Genomic DNA, 18,280 nt, shown 5'->3' on the forward strand with positions numbered 1-18,280 from the left:
CCGTGCCGCGCGTCACAGCTGTGCTGCGGTCGGGGCCGGTGGGGGCGGGGTGTCCTCACCGGCTCGTAAACTCGGGGCCGTGGACACGACCCTTCAGGACCCCCTCGTCGGGCAGCTGCTCGACGGCCGCTACCGCGTCGACGCGCGCATCGCCGTCGGGGGGATGGCCACGGTCTACCGGGCCGTCGACATCCGCCTCGACCGGGTGCTCGCGCTCAAGGTGATGCACCCGGCCCTCGCCACCGACGCCACGTTCGTCGAGCGCTTCATCCGCGAGGCGAAGTCCGTCGCCCGGCTCTCCCACCCGAACGTCGTCGGTGTCTTCGACCAGGGCGCTGACGGCGCCTACGTCTACCTCGCGATGGAGTACGTCGCCGGGTGCACCCTGCGCGACGTGCTGCGCGAGCGCGGGGCGCTCCAGCCGCGCGCCGCCCTCGACGTCCTGGAGCCCGTGCTCGCCGCGCTGGGCGCCGCGCACCGGGCCGGGTTCGTCCACCGGGACATGAAGCCGGAGAACGTCCTGATAGGGGACGACGGCCGGGTGAAGGTCGCCGACTTCGGCCTCGTACGGGCGGTGGGGTCGGCCACGAACACCACGGGTGCGGTCCTGGGCACCGTCTCGTACCTGGCCCCGGAGCAGATCGAGCACGGCACCGCGGACACCCGTGCCGACGTGTACGCCTGCGGTGTCGTCCTCTACGAGATGCTGACCGGCGGCAAGCCGCACTCCGGCGACACCCCCGCCCAGGTCCTCTACCAGCACCTGAACACCGACGTCCCGGCCCCTTCGGCAGCCGTCCCCGGGCTCGCCCTCGAACTGGACGAGCTGGTGGCGAGCGCCACCGCCCGCAACCCCGAGGTCCGCCCGCACGACGCCGTCGCGCTCCTCGCGCAGACCCGGGAGGCCCGGGCCGCGCTCGGGGACGAGCAGCTGGACGCCGTACCGCCGCTGGCGCGCCCCGAGGAGCGGCCGGGGGCCGAGGACCGGACCAGCGTGATCCCGAGGGTCCTGCCCGCGGAGACCGACCAGCCGGTGCAGCACACCAGCCGGCTCACCATGCCGCCGCCCGAGCCCCGGACGGAGTCCCGGCGTGCTCCGCGCCGCCCTCGCGGCCCCCTCCTCGTCGTCGCCGCCGTCCTGCTCGCCCTCGGGCTCGGGGCCGGCGTCTGGTACATCAATTCCGGCCAGTTCACGCGCGTGCCGGCCGTCCTCGGCCGGACCGAGGCCGAGGCGACGAAGCGGATCACGGACGCGGGGCTCGACGTCGGCACCACGAAGCGGGCGTTCAGCGACGTGTACGAGCGCGGCACGGTCATGGACACCGACCCCGCCTCGGGAGAGCGGATCCGGGGCAACGGCACGGTCGCGCTCACCATCTCCCGCGGCCCCGAGATCGTGAAGGTGCCGAACCTCAAGGGGAGACCGCTGGCGCAGGCCAGGCGGATCCTGGCGAAGGAGGGCCTGGCCCCCGGCGTGATCTCCACCGCCTTCAGCCAGGACGTCGCGCAGGGCGCCGTGATCAGCTCCGACCCGGAGCCCGGCACCGAGCGCAGCCCGGACTCGGCCGTCGCGCTGGTGGTCAGCAAGGGCCGTCCGATCAACGTCCCCGACGTGGCCGGCGACTCGGTGGCCGAGGCCACCCGCACGCTCCAGGACGCCGGGCTCAAGGTGGAGATCGCGTCCGAGCAGATCCACTCCCCCCAGCGGGCCGGCACGGTCGCCGCCCAGTCCCTCGCGGACGGCAGCCGCGCGGCGAAGGGCGACCGGATCGTCCTCACGGTCTCCAAGGGTCCGCGGATGATCGAGGTCCCCGACGTGACGGGCGAGTCGACCGCCGTCGCGCGCGAGAGGCTGGAGGGGGCGGGCTTCGAGGTGAAGGTCGAGAAGACCTTCCCCTTCCTCGGGGACACCGTCTCGGGCCAGTCCGCCGACGGCGGCTCCACCGCCCCCGAGGGCTCCACCATCACCATCACGATCAAGGGACTGTAGAGACTCATGCGCAACCCCGTCGGCGGCCATGTCCCCGTGGCCGGCGGCCTCGCCACGGTCGGTCTGGGCTATGCCCGCGAGCTGGGCGCGGAGACGGTCCAGGTCTTCGTCGCCAACCCCCGCGGCTGGGCCACGCCCGTGGGCAACCCGGCGCAGGACGAGCTCTTCCGCGCCGGGTGCGAGGCGGAGAACCTGTCGGCCTGGGTCCATGCCCCGTACCTGATCAACTTCGGCTCCCACACCGAGGCCACCGTCGAGCGGTCGGTCGAGTCGCTGCGGCACTCGCTGCGCCGGGGCCGGGAGATCGGGGCGAAGGGCGTGGTGGTGCACACCGGCTCGGCGACCGGGGGCCGTCCGCGCGCGGAGGCGCTGGCGCAGGTACGGGAGCGGATGCGGCCGCTGCTGGACGAGCTGACGCACCCGGACGACCCGTTCCTGCTGCTGGAGTCGACGGCCGGGCAGGGCTTCTCGCTCTGCTCGCGCGCCGAGGACTTCGGCCCGTACTTCGACGCCCTCGACCGCCACCCCAAGCTCGGGATCTGCCTCGACACCTGCCACATCTTCGCGGCGGGCCACGATCTGACCGGGCCGTACGGGATGACGCGGACGCTCGACGAGCTGGTCGCGACCGTGGGCGAGGGCCGGCTGAAGCTCATCCATGCCAACGACTCCAAGGACGTCGTCGGCGCGCACAAGGACCGGCACGCGAACATCGGCTCCGGTCACATCGGCGAGGAGCCGTTCCGCGAGCTGATGAGGCACCACGCGACCGACGGGGTCCCGCTGGTCATCGAGACCCCGGGCGGCAAGGACGGGCACGTGGCGGACGTGGAGCGGCTGAAGAAGCTCAGAGGCTGAGACCCCGTTGAGGAATACCCCAGGGGGGTATACGGTTCCTGTGCAGAGCAGGAACCGCTACTTGCCATTGGGGGACCCATGGAGCAGCACGAAGGCCACGCTCACCACCACACCGCCGCCCACGCAGGTCACGACCACGGGGGCCACACCCCGGGCGGAGCCAGCTGGTCCATGGCGGCGAAGGCCACCCTCCACTGCCTCACCGGATGCGCCATCGGCGAGGTCCTGGGCATGATCATCGGCACCGCGCTGGGCTGGGGCACCGCCCCGACGATGGTCCTGGCCATCGCCCTGGCCTTCTTCTTCGGCTACTCACTCACCCTGTGGGCGGTCGTCCGCGCCGGCCTGAGCCTGAAGGCGGCCATCGGTGTCGCGCTCGCCGCGGACACCCTCTCCATCACCGTCATGGAGATCGCCGACAACGGAGTGCTGCTGCTGGTGCCGGGAGCGATGGAGGCCCATCTCTCGGACGCGCTCTTCTGGGGCGCCCTGGCCTTCGCCTTCCTCGTCGCGTTCCTGGTCACCACGCCCGTCAACAAGTGGCTGATCGGCCGCGGCAAGGGCCACGCGGTGGTCCACCGGTACCACCACTGAGCGCGGTCCGGAGCGCCTACAGCTCCGGGCCGTCCCCCGGCTCCTCCTGGTAGGAGTACCTCTGCTCTCTCCACGGGTCGCCGATGTTGTGATAGCCGCGCTCCTCCCAGAAGCCCCGGCGATCGGCGGTCATGTACTCCACGCCCCGGACCCACTTGGGCCCCTTCCAGGCGTAGAGGTGCGGCACCACGAGCCGCAGCGGGAAGCCGTGCTCGGCGGTGAGCAGCTCACCGTCCTTGTGGGTGGCGAAGATCGTGCCCTCCGCGGCGAAGTCGGCGAGCCGCATGTTGGCGCTGAAGCCGTACTCGGCCCAGACCATCACATGCGTGACGCCGGCGGCCGGCGGGGCCAGCTCCAGGATCGTCCGGGCGGGCACCCCACCCCATTCGGCCCCGAGCATGCTGAATTTCGTGACGCAGTGCAGATCGGCCACGACCGTCGAGAACGGGAGGGCCGAGAACTCCTCGTGGTTCCAGCACCGCTTGTCGCCGTCCGCCGTCGCCCCGAAGACCCGGAACTCCCAGCGGTCCGGCTTGAACTTGGGGACGGGTCCGTAATGGGTGACCGGCCAGCCGCGCTGCAGCCGCTGTCCCGGCGGAAGATCCGTCTGCTCTGCTTCCCGGCGTACTCCGCTCTCCGGCTGACCCATGTCATCCATGGTGACAGACCGCGAGGGGTGGTCATGACCAGCCAACCTCGCACGCATGCACGATCCGGGGCAAGTCCCACTAAGCCTGCACTTACTGGACGCCCCCCATCCGTGGTGCAAGGATGCGGCCATCCTGCCCAGTCACGACCCAGACATGCGTGGAAGGAGCCTCTGCGATGCAGGGCGACCCCGAGGTCCTCGAGTTCCTCAACGAGCAGCTGACCGGCGAGCTGACGGCCATCAACCAGTACTGGCTGCATTACCGCATCCAGGACAACAAGGGCTGGACCAAGCTCGCCAAGTACACCCGCGAAGAGTCCATCGATGAGATGAAGCACGCGGACAAGCTCACCGAGCGCATCCTGATGCTGGACGGTCTGCCCAACTACCAGCGGCTCTTCCACGTGCGGGTCGGTCAGACGATCACCGAGATGTTCCAGGCGGACCGCCAGGTGGAGGTCGAGGCGATCGACCGCCTCAAGCGTGGCATCGAGGTCATGCGGGCCAAGGGCGACATCACCTCGGCGAACCTCTTCGAGGAGATCCTGGCCGACGAGGAGCACCACATCGACTACCTCGACACCCAGCTGGAGCTGATCGAGAGCCTCGGCGAGGCGCTCTACCTCTCGACGCTGATCGAGCAGCCGAGCTAGGCCACGGACCGGATCGCCGGCTAGGCAGCCTCGGGAAGGTCCTCGAACTCCTCAGGGGCTTCCGACACCGAGGTCAGCGCGGGCAGCCCCTGGTCCAGGAGCTCCCGCCTCGGGCAGTTACCGCGCCCGAGAATGGCTTGAATGCGCCGTACGCACGAACCGCAGTCCGTTCCCGCCTTGCAGGCGGAGGCGATCTGGCGAGGCGTACAGGCGCCCGCGTCCGCGTGCTCCTTGACCTGCTTCTCCGTGACACCGAAGCATGAGCATACGTACACGCGGTTCACCTCCCGCCTAGATCGATAAGGCTAACCTAACCTTACCCGGCGCGCGCGAGGCCTAAAAGCCCCCGATACGACGATGGGGCGCGGATCACATGGATCCGCGCCCCATCGTCGTACGAAGCTACTTACTGATCGCGGTACATCTCCGCCACCAGGAAGGCCAGGTCCAGCGACTGGCTGCGGTTGAGCCGCGGGTCGCAGGCCGTCTCGTAGCGCTGGTGCAGGTCGTCGACGAAGATCTCGTCGCCGCCGCCCACGCACTCGGTGACGTCGTCACCGGTGAGCTCGACGTGGATGCCGCCCGGGTGCGTCCCCAGGCTCTTGTGCACCTCGAAGAAGCCCTTGACCTCGTCGAGCACGTCGTCGAAGCGCCGGGTCTTGTGGCCGGAGGCCGCCTCGAAGGTGTTGCCGTGCATCGGGTCGGTGACCCAGGCGACGGTCGCGCCGGAGGCGGTGACCTTCTCGACCAGCTCCGGGAGCTTGTCCCGGACCTTGTCGGCGCCCATGCGGACGATGAAGGTCAGCCGGCCGGGCTCACGGTCCGGGTCGAGCCGGTCGATGTACGTCAGCGCGTCGTCGACCGTGGTCGTCGGGCCCAGCTTGATGCCGATCGGGTTCGCGATCCGCGAGGCGAACTCGATGTGGGCGTGGTCGAGCTGCCGGGTGCGCTCACCGATCCAGACCATGTGGCCGGAGGTGTCGTACAGCTTGCCGGTACGCGAGTCGGTACGGGTGAGGGCGCCCTCGTAGTCGAGCAGCAGCGCCTCGTGGGAGGCGTAGAACTCGACGGCCTTGAACTCGGCCGGGTCGGTGCCACAGGCCTTCATGAAATTCAGCGCGTTGTCGATCTCGCGGGCGAGCGCCTCGTAGCGCTGACCCGACGGGGACGACTTCACGAAGTCCTGGTTCCAGGCGTGCACCTGGCGCAGGTCGGCGTAGCCGCCGGTGGTGAAGGCGCGCACCAGGTTGAGCGTGGAGGCGGACGCGTTGTACATCCGCTTCAGGCGCTCGGGGTCCGGGACGCGGGACTTCTCGTTGAAGTCGAAGCCGTTGACGGAGTCGCCGCGGTAGGTCGGCAGGGTCACGCCGTCACGCGTCTCGGTGCCCTTGGAGCGGGGCTTGGAGTACTGCCCGGCGATGCGGCCGACCTTGACGACGGGCACGGAGGCCGCGTACGTCAGGACGGCGCTCATCTGGAGCAGGGTCTTGAGCTTGGCTCGGATGTGGTCGGCGGACACGGCGTCGAAGGCCTCGGCGCAGTCGCCGCCCTGGAGCAGGAACGCCTCGCCACGGGCGACGGCTCCCATGCGGGCGCGCAGCTGGTCGCACTCGCCCGCGAAGACGAGCGGCGGATACGACTCGAGGTCCGCGATCACATCGCGCAGAGCCTCGGCATCGGGGTACTCGGGCTGCTGCGCCGCGGGAAGGTCTCGCCAGGTGTTGCCACCGGTTGCGGTGGTCTTAGCGTTCACGGTCACAACCACCACATTACGGTGTCCGGCGGCTTGTCCAGGGACGCGCCCAATGGCTGAGACACGCGCCCGGAATATCCCATCGCGATCATCACGCCATCGAGTGGTGTTAACCTCACGCGCGTTTAAACATCTGAGGCCTAAATACTTCACAGGGGTGGGCGTGAGCCAGGGGCACCGCAGGGACCGCAAGAAGAGACGGCTGCTGTACGGAGCGGCGGCGGCCGTCGTCGCCACCGCGACGATCGGGACGATCGCCGTGGCATCGCCGGGGATCTTGGGCTCGTCGGACGGGAAGGCGGGGGGAGAAACGTCGCTGCAGTCGCAGTTCGCGCAGGCGGCGGAGGAGTTCGACGTTCCGCAGAGCGTGCTGATGGCCGTGTCGTACCGGCAGACGCGGTGGGAGTCGCACGACGGCCAGCCGAGCGTCACCGGTGACTACAACGTCATGGGCCTGACGAAGGTCGACCCGGAGGACGTCGAGGGCTCTGACGAGCACATCGAGCACCTCGTCAACGGCGCCGGTGACCCGTCGGTCGACAAGAAGGTCGACAAGAAGAAGCTGCTGGCTCCGCTGCCGAAGGACACCGTCGACACCGACGACCCGAAGCTGCACAGCCTGGACAAGGCAGCGGAGCTGATCGACAGCTCGACCGAGGCCGTCCAGAAGGACACCGCCGCCTCCATCCGGGCCGGCGCGGCGCTCCTCGCCGAGTACCAGAAGCAGGCCGGCGCCGAGCTGTCCGACAAGCCGGGCGACTGGTACCCGGCGGTTGCCCGCTTCAGCCAGTCCGAGGACCGCAAGGGCGCCGACCAGTTCGCCGAGCGGGTCTTCGAGTCGATCAAGACGGGCGAGGCCGAGATCACCGCGGACGGCGAGCAGGTCCTCCTGCCGGCCGACCCGACGGTCGAGCCGGTCAAGCCGGCGAACGTTCCGCTGGCCGCGACGTCCGCGGCCACGGCGGCGGCTCCCGAGTGCCCCTCCGGTCTGGTCTGCTCGTACGACTCGGCGGCCTACGTGCAGGACCTGGGCAACTTCAACATCGCGTCCCGCGTGCCGTACGGCAGTGGCGGCTTCGACATCCGCCAGATCGTCATCCACGACGTCGAGGGCACCCACGACGGCGCGGTGGGAGTGTTCAAGGACCCGAACCGCTGGGCCAGCGCCCACTACATCGTTCGTTACGACGGTCGCGTCACGCAGATGGTCGAGACCAAGAACGAGGCGTTCCACGCCGGCAACAAGACCGTCAACATGCACTCGATCGGCATCGAGCACGAGGGCTACGCCATCAAGGGCGGCGGTGGCTGGTACAAGGAGTCGCAGTACGACACCACCGCGGCGATGGTGAAGTACCTGGCGGCGAAGTACAACGTTCCGCTGAACCGCGAGCACGTCATCGGCCACGACGAGGTCCCGGGCGTGCTCGACTCCAAGGCCGCGGGCGTCCACTGGGACCCGGGCCCGTTCTGGGACTGGAACCGCTTCATGGCCAAGATCGGCGTCCCGACCGGCGCCGAAGGTGCGGGCGGTCTCCTGAGGCAGGGGCAGACGGTTCGCGTGGTGCCGCCGTTCACCTCCGCGAACCAGCCTCCGCTGACCTACACGGAGAATGTCGACGGCGTCATCGTCCGGAAGACCGCTCCGGCCCAGCCGGCGAACTTCGGATATCTGTACTCGGAGCCCGTCGCCGACTCCGCCAAGGTGATCAAGGACCCGTACATCCCGGGCGTCACGTGGAACAGCGGCGACAACTGGGGCAACAAGGTCGTCGCCGGTGGCCAGTACGTCGTCGCCGATGTCCGCAGCGACTGGACCGCGATCTGGTACGGCGGCCAGAAGGCCTGGTTCCGCAACCCGGGCGGACAGTACACCTCGCTCGTGAGCACCGCGAAGACCGTCGTGAAGCCGGTGGGTACGACCGCGATCAAGGTCTACGGTCGCGCCTACCCCGAGGCCGCGGCCTACACCGGAACGGGCGTGAACGTCCAGGACAAGAACTCCGACCCGCTGACCAAGTACACGATCCCGGCCGGCCAGGCGTACATCGCCGCGGGCGCCGAGGTCGCCGGTGACTACTACTCCAGCGCGTACAACACCGACGGAACCCGCGTCCAGGGGACGACCAAGTTCATCCCCATCCGCTACAACCACCGCATCGCGTGGGTGCAGGCCAAGGACGTGCAGGTGGTCGCGGCGGCCGCGCCCGTCGCGACGAACAACCGCTACAACCTCCTCGCCCGTGACGGCTCCGGCGTCCTCTGGCAGTACCAGGGCACCGGCAGCTCCACCTCGGCGTTCCTGACGCGCTACCGCGTCGGCAGCGGCTGGAACGCGTACAACGCCATCACCCCGATGACCGCGCTGCGCGCGGACGGGACCGGGGACATGGTCGCCCGTGACGCCGCCGGCGTCCTCTGGTACTACCAGGGCACCGGCAACGCGTCCTCGCCGTTCAGGGCCAAGCTGAAGACGGGCGGCGGCTGGCAGATCTACGACCGAATACTCGGCGTCCGTGATCTGAACGGGGACGCGAAGCCGGACCTGATCGCCCGCGAGAAGTCCGGCACGCTCTGGTACTACCAGGGCACGGGCAACCCGGCCACGCCGTTCGCCCCCCGGGTGAAGGTCGGCGGTGGCTGGCAGACGTACAACCAGCTCGTCAGCACCGGTGACCTGAACGCCGACGGCAAGGCCGACCTCGTCGCCCGCGACAGCGCCGGGACCCTGTGGTTCTACAAGGGCACCGGTACCACCACCTCGCCGTACGCCGCCCGCGTCAAGGTCGGCACCGGCTGGCAGACGTACAACCAGCTCGTCGGTCCGAGCGACCTGAACGCCGACGGCAGGGTCGACCTCGTCGGCCGCGACGGCTCCGGTGTCCTGTGGTTCTACAAGGGCACCGGCAGCGCGACGGCTCCGTTCGCCGCCCGCACCAAGGTCGGCAGCGGCTGGCAGATCTACAACATGATCTTCTGATCCGATCCTGATCCGCCCGGACGCCCGAGGGGCCCGGCTCGCACCGTCCACGGTGTGAACCGGGCCCCTTGTCGCCGCCCGGCTGCGTTACAGTGCAGGCATGTTCGCGCAGACGACCCAGAACTGGTGGTGGACCGCTCATCCGGCGGCCCGCTGACTGCGCGTACACCCACGACACGCGAAGGCCGCCCCGAGGGGCGGCCTTTCTCGTACCCCCAGGCCGTTCCTCTCCGACTCCCGGAAGGAACCCGCTCCATGGACCTCTCCCGTCTCCTCGACGACTCCTGCCCGCCCTTCGCCCTGCTCCGCAGACGCACGCCCGGCCGCGACCACGACACCGTCGAGGTGCTGATCGGCGCGGTCCACGAGGCCGAGCGGCTCGCCGAGCTGCCCGTCGGCGCGCTCCCGACGCTCGCCCTCGTGCCGTTCCGGCAGATCCGCGAGCGCGGCTTCGACGTCCGCGACGACGGCACCCCGCTCTCCGTGCTGGTGGCCGAGGAGGCGTACGAGCTGCCGCTCGCCACCGCGATGGAGCAGCTGCCCGCCCATGACGTACGGGTGGAGGGCGGCGGGTTCGACGTGTCGGACGAGGCGTACGCCGCGACCGTGCGCCGGGTGATCGAGGAGGAGATCGGCGCGGGCGAGGGCGCGAACTTCGTCATCCGGCGGACGTTCACCGGCGAGATCCCCGGCTTCGGGCGCGCCGACGCTCTCGCGCTCTTCCGGCGGCTCCTGGCGGGCGAGCGGGGCGCGTACTGGACGTTCGTCGTGCACACCGGCGACCGGACCCTCGTCGGGGCGAGCCCGGAGGTGCACGTCCGGATGTCCGGCGGCACGGTCGTGATGAACCCGATCAGCGGCACGTACCGCTACCCGGCCGGGGCCGCGCCCACCCCCGACGACCTGCTGACCTTCCTGGCCGACCGCAAGGAGACCGAGGAGCTCTCCATGGTGGTCGACGAGGAGCTGAAGATGATGTGCACGGTCGGCGACATGGGCGGGGTGGTGATCGGGCCGCGGCTCAAGGAGATGGCGCACCTGGCGCACACCGAGTACGAGCTGCGGGGCCGCTCCTCCCTCGACGTGCGGGAGGTGCTGCGGGAGACGATGTTCGCGGCGACGGTCACCGGCTCGCCCGTGCAGAACGCCTGCCGGGTGATCGAGCGGCACGAGGCCGGCGGGCGGGGCTACTACGCGGGCGCCCTGGCCCTGCTCGGCACCGACGAGAGCGGGGCGCAGACGCTGGACTCCCCCATCCTCATCCGGACCGCCGACATCTCCGGGGACGGACGGCTGCGGGTGCCGGTCGGCGCGACCCTGGTGCGGCACTCCGACCCGGCGGGCGAGGTCGCCGAGACGCACGCCAAGGCGGCGGGCGTCCTCGCGGCGCTGGGCGTACGGGAGGGGCGGCCGCGCGACGAGACGCCGGTGGCTCCGCGGCTTGCGGACGATCCGCGGGTGCGGGCGGCGCTGGACGCCCGGCGGGCCGACCTGGCGCCGTTCTGGCTGCGGATGCAGGTCCAGTCCGCCGAGCTGACCGGCCACGCGCTGGTGGTCGACGCCGAGGACACGTTCACCGCGATGCTCGCGCACCTGCTGCGCTCCTCCGGTCTGGAGGTCTCCGTGGTCCGCTACGACGAGCCGGGGCTGCGGGAGCTCGCGCTCACCCACGACGGCCCGGTGGTCCTCGGCCCCGGGCCCGGCGACCCCGGTGACGCGGCCGACCCCAAGATGCGTTTCCTCCGTGGGCTGACGGCCGATCTGGTGCGCGACCACCGGCACGGTCTTCTGGGGGTCTGCCTCGGCCATGAGCTGATCGCGGCCGAGCTGGGGCTGGAGATCGTCCGCAAGCGGACTCCGTTCCAGGGGGCGCAGGTGCGGATCGACCTCTTCGGGCAGGAGCAGACGGTCGGCTTCTACAACAGCTTCACGGCCCGCTGCGACGACCGGACCGCCACCGAACTGGCCCTGCACCGGATCGAGGTGAGCCGGGACGAGAAGACGGACGAGGTCCACGCGCTGCGCGGACCCGGCTTCGCGGGCGTGCAGTTCCACCCGGAGTCGGTCCTGACGATGGAGGGGGCGGCCCTGACCGCGTCGCTGCTCGCCGGGGTGCTGGTCTAGGAGGCGGCCGGGACCAGGACGTTCTCGCTGGCGCGGCCCGCAATGTAGTCGAGGACGTTCTGGACGGTCGTGTCGACGATCTGGCCGACCGCGTCGACCGTGTAGTACGCCTGGTGGGAGGTGACCACCACGTTCGGGAAGGTCACCAGGCGGGCCAGGGTGTCGTCCGCGACGACCTCCAGGGACTTGTCGAGGAAGAAGAGTCCGGCCTCCGCCTCGTACACGTCGAGTCCCACTCCGGTGAACCGGCCGGCGCGGAGCTCCGCCACGAGCGCCTCGGTGTCGATGAGGCCGCCGCGACTGGAGTTCACCAGGATGGCGTCGTCCTTCATCGTCCTGAGGGCGGCGGCGTCGAGGAGGCGCCGGGTCGCGGGGAGCAGCGGGACGTGCAGGCTGACCAGGTCGGACTCGGCGAGGAGTTGCTCCTTCTCGACGTACGTCATGCCGAGTCCGACGCAGGCGGGGTTCTGCGCGACGTCCCAGCCGAGGAGGCGCATGCCGAAGCCGTGGGCGATCCGGGTGAACGCCTCGCCGATCTTTCCGGTGCCGAGGACGCCGACCGTGCGGCCGCGCAGGTCGCGGCCCATCAGCCCGTCGAGCCGGAAGTCGAAGTCCCGTGTCCGGTTGGAGGCGCGGACGATCCGCCGGTTGACGGCCATCGCCAGCGTCCAGGCGAACTCGGCGACGGAGTACGGGGAGTAGGAGGAGACCCGGGCGACGGTGAGGCCGAGCCCGGCGGCCACGTCGAGGTCGATGTTGTTGAAGCCGGTGGAGCGCTGGGCGATGAACTTCGTGCCGCCGCCGGCGAGGGTCCGCAGGACCCGGGCGCCGAGGTCGGCGTTGACGCTCGTGGAGACGATCTCGTAGCCGGCGGCGATGGGGGCGGTGTCCTCGGAGAGGAACACCTCCAGGCAGCGGGCGTCGTGGTGTCCCGCGAAGGCCTTCTCGATCAGCGGCCTCTCGTCGGCCTGCACACCGAATGCCAGGATTTCCACGACTTTCCTCTCACCTGAGCGAAGAAGAGCGATGGGCCGGATACGCGCGAATATACGGCCCACCGCTCGGGGACGCTCAGCCGAAGAAGACGCCCACCTCCGCGTAGAGCGCCGGATCGACCGTCTTGAGCCGCGCCGTGGCCTCGGAGATGGGGACGCGGACGATGTCGGTGCCGCGCAGCGCGACCATCTGTCCCCAGGCGCCGTCGCGGACCGCGTCGATGGCGTGCAGACCGAACCGGGTGGCGAGCCAGCGGTCGAAGGCGCTGGGCGTGCCGCCGCGCTGCACATGGCCGAGGACGGTGGTCCTGGCCTCCTTGCCCGTGCGCCGTTCGATCTCCTTGGCGAGCCACTCGCCCACGCCCGAGAGCCGGACGTGCCCGTACGAGTCGAGCGTGCGGTCCTTGAGGACCAGCTCCCCGTCCCGGGGCATCGCGCCCTCGGCGACGACCACTATCGGGGCGTAGGTGGCCTTGAAGCGTGAGGTGACCCAGGCGCAGACCTGGTCGAGGTCGAAGCGCTGCTCGGGGATGAGGATGACGTTGGCACCGCCCGCGAGGCCGGAGTGGAGCGCGATCCAGCCCGCGTGGCGGCCCATCACCTCCACGACCAGGACCCGCATGTGGGACTCGGCGGTGGTGTGCAGCCGGTCGATGGCCTCGGTGGCGATACCGACCGCGGTGTCGAAGCCGAAGGTGTAGTCGGTGGCGGACAGGTCGTTGTCGATCGTCTTCGGAACGCCGACACAGGGAACGCCGTACTCGTCGACCAGCCGGGCGGCGACGCCGAGGGTGTCCTCGCCGCCGATCGCGATCAGGGCCTCGATCTCGTACTTGGCGAGGTTCTCCTTGACCCGGCGGATGCCGCTCGGAGCGGTGAGGGGGTTGGTGCGGGAGGAACCGAGGATCGTGCCGCCGCGCGGCAGGATGCCGCGGACGGCGGGGATGTCGAGCGGTACCGCGACACCCTCCAGGGGACCGCGCCAGCCGTCGCGGAACCCGGTGAACTCGTAGCCGTACTCCTGGACGCCCTTGCGGACGATGGCGCGGATGACCGCGTTGAGACCGGGGCAGTCGCCGCCTCCGGTCAGTACGCCGACACGCATGGAGCTCTCCTTCGCCATGGCGGACGGAATGTGCGGCCCACGCTAGTAGTGACGTGGGTCACTCCGACACGGCACGGAGAGTGAATTGTGCGGCGCGCCCGGCGGCTCGGGCCGGGCGCGCTTCCGGGCGCTCAGGCGTCGTCGAGGCCGCGCTCGATGGCGTACCGGACGAGCTCCACCCGGTTGTGCAGCTGGAGCTTGCCGAGCGTGTTCTGGACGTGGTTCTGCACGGTCCGGTGCGAGATGACCAGGCGCTCGGCGATCTGCTTGTAGCTCAGGCCCTTGGCCACGAGCCGCAGCACCTCCGTCTCGCGCTCGGTCAGCTGGGGCGCCCCGGGCTCGTCCGTGCCCAGGGCGGGGGCGGGCTCGGAGGCGAGCCTGCGGTACTCGCCGAGGACCAGGCCCGCGAGGCCGGGCGTGAACACGGGGTCGCCGACCGCCGTACGCCGTACCGCGTCGATCAGCTCGGCCGTGCTGGCCGACTTCAGCAGATAGCCGGTGGCGCCGGACTTGACCGCCTCCAGGACGTCGGCGTGCTCGCCGCTCGCGGAGAGCACCAGGACCCGCAGCGTGGGGTCGGCGCCGACCAGCTCCTTGCAGACCTGGACCCCCGGCTTGGCGGGCAGGTTGAGGTCGAGGACGAGCACGTCCGGGCCGACCGCACCGGCGCGGCGCACCGCCTGCTCGCCGTCGCCCGCGGTGGCCACCACGTCGAAACCGGCCTCGGCGAGGTCGCGGGCGACCGCGTCCCGCCACATCGGATGGTCGTCGACGACCATCACCCTGATCTGCTGCTGCTCGCTCATCGCGTTCCCGCCTTCCCCCGTGTGTCCCTCGGGACCTTCAGTTCCACTTCCGTGCCCTGGCCCGGTACCGAGATCAGCTCGGCCGTGCCGCCCAGCTCCCGCAGCCGGCCGCGGATGGAGAGCGCGACGCCCATCCGCCCCTCGCCCTCGGCCTGGGCCAGCCGCCCCTCGGGAATGCCCGGGCCGTCGTCCCGCACCGTCACGATCACCTCGTCCGGCCAGTCCTCGACCAGGATCCAGGCCCGGGCCTGGTCGCCCGCGTGCACCCGGACGTTGTCCAGGGCGGCGCCGACCGCGGCGGCCAGCTCACGCCCCGCGGCCGCCGGCAGCAGGACCGGCGCGCCCGGGTCCGCGAGCGTGACCTTCGCCCCTGCGCGCGGGGCGAGCAGAGCGCGCAGATCGAGCGGGGAGTCGTCCTCGGGCTCCTCGACGATACGGACCACGGCCCCTTCGGACTCGTCCTCGGAGACCAGCGACGGCCGGGCCAGACCGCCGGCGACCAGGGTGCGCAGCGCGACCTCCTGCTCGCCCGCCATCCGCCCCAGCTCGGCGGCCTCGCCGCCCAGCGCCGTGCCGCGCCGCTGCACCATCGCCAGGACCTGGAGGACGCTGTCGTGGATGTCACGGGCGAGGCGCTCGCGCTCCCGGGTCGCGGCCTCGATCTCCAGGGCGCGGGCGAGGGTGCGTTCGGAGGCGCGGGCGACCTCGACGACGTAGCCGATGGCGATGGACGCCACCCATACGAGGAGGACGTTGTGCAGGGTGTCCCGGGTGGGGTGGGCGCGCTCGATGATGTTGGCGACGGCGACCAGCGAGGAGGCGAAGCCGGCCCAGCGCCAGCCGCCCTTGATCGCGTACGCGAGGACGGCTCCGGCGGTCCATATCGTCGGCAGAGTCGGCCCGTCGACCGACTGGGCCTGCTCGTCCGCGAGCGGGGTGAGCAGGATGCCGGTCAGGGCGACGGCGAGGTCGGCGATCAGGAACCGCTTGGTGCAGCTGGCCGCGTTCGCCACCTTGGGCAGGGTGGCGAGCGTCCAGACGCACATGACGGCGAGGAAGGCGACGGCCACCCAGGGCCGTTCGTAGCGCTCCCGGGCGAAGGCGAAGATCAGAACGGCGTAGACCATCGTTCCGATGCGGTACGCGGTGAGCGCGCGCCACAGCGGCTGCTCGACCGACATCCGCACGACACGCTCGCGCTTGGCCATCTCCCCCACCCCCCGGGCGCCCCCTACGAGAGGGTCAGGCGCCGGACTCTTCCCGCGCCGCGATCTCGGCCTTGACGGCCTCCTTGGCGGCCTTCTCGGCGTCCGCGATCTGACGCTTCGCGGCCGTCGCGTAGATGTCGACGTACTCCTGGCCGGACAGCTTCATGATCTCGTACATGACCTCGTCGGTCACCGAGCGCAGGATGAAGCGGTCCCCCTCCATGCCCTGGTAGCGGGTGAAGTCCAGCGGCTCGCCGATCCGGATCCCCGGGCGCATCAGCTTCGGGACGACCTTGCCGGGCGGCTGGATCTTCTCGGTGTCGATCATGGCGACCGGGATCACGGGCGCTCCGGTGGCCAGGGCCACCCGCGCGAGGCCGCCGGGCTTGCCGCGGTAGAGCCGGCCGTCGGGCGAGCGGGTGCCCTCGGGGTAGATGCCGAAGAGCCCGCCCTTCTCGATGACCTCGATGCCGGCCTTGATCGCCGCCTCGCCCGCCCCGCGGGCGCCGGAGCGGTCCACGGGGAGCTGGCCGACGCCCTTGAAGAAGGCGGCGGTGAGCTTCCCCTTCAGTCCGGGCGAGGTGAAGTACTCGGCCTTCGCGATGAAGGTGACCTTGCGGTCGAGCACGGCGGGCAGGAAGAAGGAGTCCGAGAAGGAGAGGTGGTTGCTCGCGAGGATCGCCGGCCCGTCGGCGGGAATGTTCTCGAGGCCCTCCACCCACGGCCTGAAGGCGAGCTTCAGTGACCCTCCGATGGAGAACTTCATTGCGCCGTAGATCAACTCGAGTACCTTCCGTGTGCCGTCGGACAGACCTTATCCCGCCTTTTCGCGCCCGCCCGCGCCGGTGCGGCCGCGGACGGGGCACCTTCGTGCGAACGGACCTGGTCGGGTGTCGGTCCGGTCGCGTACCGTGAAGGCCTTCCCCTTTTCCGCCGTCGCTTCGTCGAAGCCTCGCCCTCCGCGAAGCCGAACCCCCGAACAGGAGACCCCGGTGCCGGTCATTCCTGGAGCCGAGCCGTACCGCCACGACGGCGGCAAGGTCGGCGTCCTTCTCTGTCACGGATTCACCGGTTCCCCGCAGTCGATGCGCCCCTGGGCCGAGTACCTGGCCGAGCGCGGACTGACGGTGTCGGTGCCGCTGCTGCCCGGGCACGGCACCCGCTGGGAGGACATGCAGCTCACCACCTGGCACGACTGGTACGCGGAGGTGGACCGGGAGCTGCGGGAGCTGCTCGCCCGCTGCGAGACGGTCTTCGTCTTCGGCCTTTCCATGGGCGGGGCCCTGGCGTTGCGCCTCGCGGCCAAGCACGGGGACGCGGTGCGGGGTCTCGTCCTGGTGAACCCGGGGAACAAGGTGCACGGTGTCGCGGCGCACGCGCTGCCGGTCGTGCGGCACTTCGTCCGTACGACGAACGGCATCGCGAGCGACATCGCCAAGGAGGGCGTGGCGGAGATCGGCTACGACCGGGTGCCGCTGCACTCCGCCCACTCCCTGCGGCAGTTCTTCCGGACCGTGGACGCGGAGCTCCCGCAGGTCACGCAGCCGGTGATGGTGCTGCACAGCCCTCAGGACCATGTGGTCCCGCCGGCCGACTCGGCGCGGGTGCTGAGCCGGATCTCCTCGACGGACGTCCAGGAGATCCTGCTGGAACAGAGCTACCACGTGGCGACGTTGGACCATGACGCGGAGCGGATCTTCGAGGAGAGCTGGGCGTTCGTCGGCCGGCTCGCTCCGGACGTCGTCGGGGAGAAGAAGGGGAGCACGAGCGGTGGCTGAGCAGCAGGACGGGGAGCGCGGCGAGCCGCAGCCCATCGACGAGGAGGCGGCCTGGGCCGCGATCGTCGCGGGGTACGGCGAGGAGCCGGCGGACCCGCCGGGCTCGCGCCCCTTCCGGTCGGTGGAGGATCTGGCGCTCCCGGAACCGGTCGACAGCGATGACGAGGGCGACGCGGACGCCGACGAGGACGCGGACGCCGACGAGGAAGAGGACGACGAGGAGGGCGAGGAGGGCGACGACGCCGACGGGCCGGCGAAGCCCGCGCTCGGCAGCTCGATCGTCTTCGCGCCCGGGGTGGGCGTGGGCGGCGGCCCCCGGGACTACGAGCTCGCGGACCCGGACGCCGAGACCGCGGAGGCGGACGGCAGGAAGCCGGGGAAGAAGGACGACGACGACGGCGAGGGCCACTTCGTCCCGCCGGAGCCGCCTCCGCTGCCGGAGGCGGACGCGACGACGAAGTTCGCGTGGCTGGGCGTGGCGGGCGGCCCGGTCCTGATGCTCCTCGCCGTGCTGCTGCAGTGGGACATGACGTGGTGGCTGACGACGCTGTGCGTGGGCGGCTTCCTGGGCGGCTTCGCGACGCTGATCGCGCGGATGAGCCACGACGACGACGATGACGGCTACGACGACCCGGGCCGCGGCGCGGTGGTGTAGGCACCCCTGCGCGTGCCGCGGCGCGGTGGTGTAGGCACCCCTGCGCGTGCCGCGGCGCGGTGGTGTAGGCACCCCTGCGCGTGCCGCGGCGCGGTGGTGTAGGCACCCCTGCGCGTGCCGCGGCGCGGTGGT

Annotated in this window: 17 protein-coding genes; 9 read left to right on the top strand and 8 right to left on the bottom strand. The window is 70.8% G+C overall.

Going from position 1 to position 18,280, the window contains the following annotated elements:
• The first annotated feature begins 79 nt into the window (after positions 1-79).
• From pknB to M5362_RS19220, 3 genes are all read left to right on the top strand, one after another.
• Positions 80-1,990: a Stk1 family PASTA domain-containing Ser/Thr kinase gene (gene pknB, locus M5362_RS19210; protein WP_260228820.1), complete on the top strand. Its 1,911-nt coding sequence runs from the start codon at positions 80-82 to the stop codon at positions 1,988-1,990.
• Positions 1,991-1,996: 6 nt separating this feature from the next.
• Positions 1,997-2,848 carry a deoxyribonuclease IV gene (locus tag M5362_RS19215; protein WP_260228821.1) on the top strand — a complete coding sequence of 284 codons (852 nt, stop codon included), beginning with the start codon at positions 1,997-1,999 and terminating at the stop codon, positions 2,846-2,848.
• Between the two features lie 78 nt (positions 2,849-2,926).
• Entirely contained in the window at positions 2,927-3,442 is a 516-nt protein-coding gene (locus M5362_RS19220; RefSeq protein WP_260228822.1) for a DUF4396 domain-containing protein, read from the top strand.
• 16 nt (positions 3,443-3,458) lie between these two features.
• Here the strand turns inward: M5362_RS19220 and M5362_RS19225 are convergent, their stop codons facing one another.
• Positions 3,459-4,091 carry a sulfite oxidase-like oxidoreductase gene (locus M5362_RS19225; RefSeq protein WP_260228824.1) on the bottom strand — a complete coding sequence of 211 codons (633 nt, stop codon included), beginning with the start codon at positions 4,089-4,091 and terminating at the stop codon, positions 3,459-3,461.
• A 176-nt stretch (positions 4,092-4,267) separates the two neighbouring features.
• Between M5362_RS19225 and bfr the strand changes: the two genes are divergently transcribed.
• Positions 4,268-4,744 carry a bacterioferritin gene (gene bfr, locus M5362_RS19230; RefSeq protein ID WP_260228825.1) on the top strand — a complete coding sequence of 159 codons (477 nt, stop codon included), beginning with the start codon at positions 4,268-4,270 and terminating at the stop codon, positions 4,742-4,744.
• Between the two features lie 20 nt (positions 4,745-4,764).
• Here the strand turns inward: bfr and M5362_RS19235 are convergent, their stop codons facing one another.
• Both M5362_RS19235 and M5362_RS19240 read right to left on the bottom strand, forming a co-directional pair.
• Entirely contained in the window at positions 4,765-5,028 is a 264-nt protein-coding gene (locus M5362_RS19235; protein ID WP_260228826.1) for a bacterioferritin-associated ferredoxin, read from the bottom strand.
• Between the two features lie 122 nt (positions 5,029-5,150).
• On the bottom strand, positions 5,151-6,503 hold the full coding sequence (locus tag M5362_RS19240) for a class II 3-deoxy-7-phosphoheptulonate synthase (protein WP_260228827.1): 1,353 nt from the start codon (positions 6,501-6,503) through the stop codon (positions 5,151-5,153).
• A gap of 157 nt (positions 6,504-6,660) precedes the next feature.
• Between M5362_RS19240 and M5362_RS19245 the strand changes: the two genes are divergently transcribed.
• The 3 genes from M5362_RS19245 (at position 6,661) to M5362_RS19250 (ending at position 11,601) form a co-directional block, all read left to right on the top strand.
• On the top strand, positions 6,661-9,477 hold the full coding sequence (locus M5362_RS19245) for an N-acetylmuramoyl-L-alanine amidase (RefSeq protein WP_260228828.1): 2,817 nt from the start codon (positions 6,661-6,663) through the stop codon (positions 9,475-9,477).
• A gap of 100 nt (positions 9,478-9,577) precedes the next feature.
• Complete coding sequence (locus M5362_RS33330; protein ID WP_124277238.1) at positions 9,578-9,634, top strand: trp operon leader peptide; 57 nt, start codon at positions 9,578-9,580, stop codon at positions 9,632-9,634.
• A 98-nt stretch (positions 9,635-9,732) separates the two neighbouring features.
• Positions 9,733-11,601 (top strand): anthranilate synthase family protein, encoded by a 1,869-nt coding sequence (locus tag M5362_RS19250; protein ID WP_260228829.1) that lies wholly within the window; start codon positions 9,733-9,735, stop codon positions 11,599-11,601.
• On the opposite strand, the gene M5362_RS19255 is transcribed toward M5362_RS19250, so the two are convergent.
• The 5 genes from M5362_RS19255 to M5362_RS19275 form a co-directional block, all read right to left on the bottom strand.
• Positions 11,598-12,596 (bottom strand): 2-hydroxyacid dehydrogenase, encoded by a 999-nt coding sequence (locus M5362_RS19255; RefSeq protein ID WP_260228830.1) that lies wholly within the window; start codon positions 12,594-12,596, stop codon positions 11,598-11,600. The genes M5362_RS19250 and M5362_RS19255 overlap by 4 nt on opposite strands.
• A gap of 76 nt (positions 12,597-12,672) precedes the next feature.
• Positions 12,673-13,701 (bottom strand): 6-phosphofructokinase, encoded by a 1,029-nt coding sequence (locus tag M5362_RS19260; RefSeq protein WP_260228831.1) that lies wholly within the window; start codon positions 13,699-13,701, stop codon positions 12,673-12,675.
• Between the two features lie 131 nt (positions 13,702-13,832).
• The gene (locus M5362_RS19265) at positions 13,833-14,507 is read right to left on the bottom strand and encodes a response regulator transcription factor (RefSeq protein ID WP_260228832.1); all 675 of its coding nucleotides are present in this window, start codon (positions 14,505-14,507) and stop codon (positions 13,833-13,835) included.
• Positions 14,504-15,715 (bottom strand): MacS family sensor histidine kinase, encoded by a 1,212-nt coding sequence (gene macS, locus M5362_RS19270; RefSeq protein ID WP_260228833.1) that lies wholly within the window; start codon positions 15,713-15,715, stop codon positions 14,504-14,506. The genes M5362_RS19265 and macS overlap by 4 nt, the downstream gene beginning before the upstream one ends.
• Before the next feature lie 34 nt (positions 15,716-15,749).
• The gene (locus M5362_RS19275) at positions 15,750-16,496 is read right to left on the bottom strand and encodes a 1-acyl-sn-glycerol-3-phosphate acyltransferase (RefSeq protein ID WP_260228834.1); all 747 of its coding nucleotides are present in this window, start codon (positions 16,494-16,496) and stop codon (positions 15,750-15,752) included.
• Positions 16,497-16,707: 211 nt separating this feature from the next.
• On the opposite strand from M5362_RS19275, the gene M5362_RS19280 reads away from it, so the two are divergent.
• Both M5362_RS19280 and M5362_RS19285 read left to right on the top strand, forming a co-directional pair.
• Positions 16,708-17,493 carry a carboxylesterase gene (locus tag M5362_RS19280; RefSeq protein ID WP_260228835.1) on the top strand — a complete coding sequence of 262 codons (786 nt, stop codon included), beginning with the start codon at positions 16,708-16,710 and terminating at the stop codon, positions 17,491-17,493.
• Positions 17,486-18,148, top strand: coding sequence for a hypothetical protein (locus M5362_RS19285; RefSeq protein WP_260228836.1), 663 nt, complete (start codon positions 17,486-17,488; stop codon positions 18,146-18,148). The genes M5362_RS19280 and M5362_RS19285 overlap by 8 nt, the downstream gene beginning before the upstream one ends.
• The last annotated feature ends 132 nt before the right edge of the window (positions 18,149-18,280 follow it).

It is taken from the genome of Streptomyces sp. Je 1-79 (assembly GCF_025195125.1).
Lineage (GTDB): Bacteria > Actinomycetota > Actinomycetes > Streptomycetales > Streptomycetaceae > Streptomyces.

Coding starts and splice junctions, on each gene's coding strand:
- M5362_RS19225 (WP_260228824.1), bottom strand. CDS start 4,091: ATGGGTCAGCCGGAGAGCGGAGTACGCCGGGAAGCAGAGCAGACGGAT.
- bfr (WP_260228825.1), top strand. CDS start 4,268: ATGCAGGGCGACCCCGAGGTCCTCGAGTTCCTCAACGAGCAGCTGACC.
- M5362_RS19250 (WP_260228829.1), top strand. CDS start 9,733: ATGGACCTCTCCCGTCTCCTCGACGACTCCTGCCCGCCCTTCGCCCTG.
- M5362_RS19260 (WP_260228831.1), bottom strand. CDS start 13,701: ATGCGTGTCGGCGTACTGACCGGAGGCGGCGACTGCCCCGGTCTCAAC.
- M5362_RS19215 (WP_260228821.1), top strand. CDS start 1,997: ATGCGCAACCCCGTCGGCGGCCATGTCCCCGTGGCCGGCGGCCTCGCC.
- M5362_RS19265 (WP_260228832.1), bottom strand. CDS start 14,507: ATGAGCGAGCAGCAGCAGATCAGGGTGATGGTCGTCGACGACCATCCG.
- macS (WP_260228833.1), bottom strand. CDS start 15,715: ATGGCCAAGCGCGAGCGTGTCGTGCGGATGTCGGTCGAGCAGCCGCTG.
- M5362_RS19220 (WP_260228822.1), top strand. CDS start 2,927: ATGGAGCAGCACGAAGGCCACGCTCACCACCACACCGCCGCCCACGCA.